This is a genomic window from Ideonella sp. P3_A4 (assembly GCF_056403075.1).
Genome location: NZ_JBFUGE010000782.1, coordinates 1 through 2,485, shown reverse-complemented (window position 1 = coordinate 2,485; position 2,485 = coordinate 1). Strand labels below are relative to the sequence as shown.

The 2,485-nt window shown below is 69.1% G+C and carries 3 protein-coding genes and 1 pseudogene; all 4 read left to right on the top strand.

The window, feature by feature from the left end; all coding sequences use genetic code 11:
- Positions 1–236 (top strand): annotated as a pseudogene (locus tag AC1DYI_RS32630) (hypothetical protein); the annotation flags it as partial.
- 6 nt (positions 237–242) lie between these two features.
- On the top strand, positions 243–1,034 hold the full coding sequence (locus AC1DYI_RS32625; RefSeq protein ID WP_477208265.1) for a pyridoxine 5'-phosphate synthase: 792 nt from the start codon (positions 243–245) through the stop codon (positions 1,032–1,034).
- Between the two features lies 1 nt (position 1,035).
- Entirely contained in the window at positions 1,036–1,431 is a 396-nt protein-coding gene (gene acpS / locus AC1DYI_RS32620) for a holo-ACP synthase (RefSeq protein ID WP_477208264.1), read from the top strand.
- Positions 1,431–2,485, top strand: a 1,055-nt coding sequence (nagZ, locus tag AC1DYI_RS32615) for a beta-N-acetylhexosaminidase (RefSeq protein ID WP_477208263.1), incomplete at its 3' end; no start/stop codon positions are given. The genes acpS and nagZ, both read left to right, overlap by 1 nt.

The window sequence follows — 2,485 nt, the reverse complement described above, 5'->3', positions numbered from 1 at the left end:
ATTCAGCACTCAGCGGCGCGCTGCTGCAGCGCCTTCAGCAAGCGCTGGACGATGGTGCCATGCCGGCGCTGCAGGCCACCTGCGCCGAAGGGGCGGGCGCATTGAAGGCCGCCCTGCGCGCCTTGCTTCACTATCATCTGGGCACGACCCGGCTACGCACGCGCGACGTGATGATCGACGCGCAGCAGCAGTTGCTCGACCTGCCGCGCTCCGGCCCCCGCCCCGACACGCCCTGAACGCCGATGAACCCGCTGATCGCCCCCGAATCGTTTGCCCACGGCGCCGAAGGGCGCACCGCCTTGTCGGTCAACCTGAACAAGGTCGCGCTGCTGCGCAACACCCGCCACCTCGGCATCCCCAGCGTCACCCGTGCGGCGACGCTGGTGCTCGAAGCCGGTGCCGACGGCATCACCGTGCACCCGCGGCCGGACGAGCGCCACATCCGCGGCAGCGACGTGCACGAGCTGGCCGCGTTGCTGAAGGCCTGGCCGCAGGCCGAATACAACATCGAAGGCAACCCGCAGCACAACCTGATGGACTTCGTGCGCGCGGTGCGCCCGCACCAGGCCACCTTCGTGCCGGACAGCGTCGGCCAGTTCACCTCCGACCACGGCTATGACCTGCGGGCTGACGCAGCCGTCTTGCGCCCGCTGATCGACGAATGCCATGCCCTGGGCGTGCGCGTCAGTCTGTTCATGGACCCGGATCCGGCCGCGATGGCGCTGGCGCGCGAGGTCGGCGCCGACCGCGTCGAGCTGTACACCGAGAGCTACGCCAGCGCCTTTGGCACGCCGCGCGAGACCGAGGTCCGCGCGCAATTTGCCCAGGCCGCGCGCGCCGCGTTGGCGGTCGGCCTGGGCGTCAACGCCGGCCATGACCTGAACCGCGACAACCTGACCGCCTTCCTGCGCGAGGTGCCCGGCGTCAGCGAAGTGTCGATCGGCCACGCACTGATCGCCGACGCGCTGGAGCTGGGCTACACCGAGACCATCCGCGGCTACCTGAAGGCCATCCACGCGGCCGGCCAGCGTTGACATGATTTTCGGCATCGGCACCGACGTCTGCGACCTGCGCCGCATCGCTGCCACCTTGGCACGACGCGGCGACAGGTTCGCCGAAAAGGTGCTGGGCCCGAGTGAGCTGAAGGTCTTTCACTACCGGCGCGCCAAAGTCGAAGCGCGTGGCTTGGCCTACCTCGGCACCCGCTTCTCGTGCAAAGAGGCGTTCTCCAAGGCCATCGGCCTGGGCCTGCACATGCCGATGACCTGGCGCGCCTGCGAGATCCTGAACCACGCCAGTGGCCAGCCCTACATCCAGCTGCACGGCGAACTGGCCGAGTGGTTTGCCGCGCGCCAGCTGCGCGCCCAAGTGACCCTGAGCGACGAGAGCGACTATGCAGTCAGCTTCGTCGTCGTTGAAACCAACACCTGATGACTGCCCACGCTCCCATCGTCCTCGACATCGCCGGCCCGCAGCTGGACAAGCAAGACCGCCGCCGCCTGACCCACCCGCTGACCGGTGGCCTGATCTTCTTTGCTCGCCACTTCGAAAGCCGCGCCCAGCTGACCACGCTGGTCGCCGAGGCCAAGGCGGTCCGGCCCGACCTGCTGGTCTGTGTCGACCATGAAGGCGGCCGTGTGCAGCGCTTCAAGACCGACGGCTTCACCCACCTGCCGCCGATGCGGCGCCTGGGCGAGCTGTGGATGAAGGATGCGATGCGGGCCACCGATGCCGCCAGTGCCGCGGGCTATGTGCTGGCCGCCGAGCTGCGCGCCTGCGGTGTCGACCTGAGCTTCACCCCGGTGCTCGACCTGGACCACGGCAACAGCGTGATCATTGGCGACCGCGCCCTTCACCGCGACGCCCGCGTCGCCACGCTGCTGGCCAAGAGCCTGACGCATGGCCTGCTGCGGGCCGGCATGGCGCATTGCGGCAAGCATTTCCCGGGTCACGGTTTCGTCGAGGCGGACAGCCACGTCGCTGCGCCGGTCGACAAGCGTTCGCGCCGCGCGATCCTGACCGAAGACGCCAAACCCTACGAGTGGCTCAGCAGCACGCTCACCAGCGTGATGCCGGCGCACGTGACCTACCCGAAGGTCGACAGCCGGCCAGCCGGCTTCTCCAAGGTCTGGCTGCAGGACATCCTGCGCGGCCAGTTCGGCTTCACCGGCGCGGTCTTCAGCGACGACCTGAGCATGGAAGGCGCCCGCGTCATCGACGGCCGGGCGGTCAGTGCCAGCGACGCGGCGGTCGAGGCGCTGAACGCCGGCTGCGATCTGGTGCTGCTGTGCAACCAGTCGAAGGTTGACGGCGGCGCGCCGGTCGATGCGCTGCTCGATGGCCTGGCCGAAGCGCAGGCCCAGGGCCGCTGGCAGGCCGATGCCGACAGCGAAGCGCGCCGCATCGCACTGCTGCCGCAGACCGACCCGCTGCCGTGGGACGAGCTGATGCACCACACCGCTTACCAGCGCGCGCTGGAATTGCT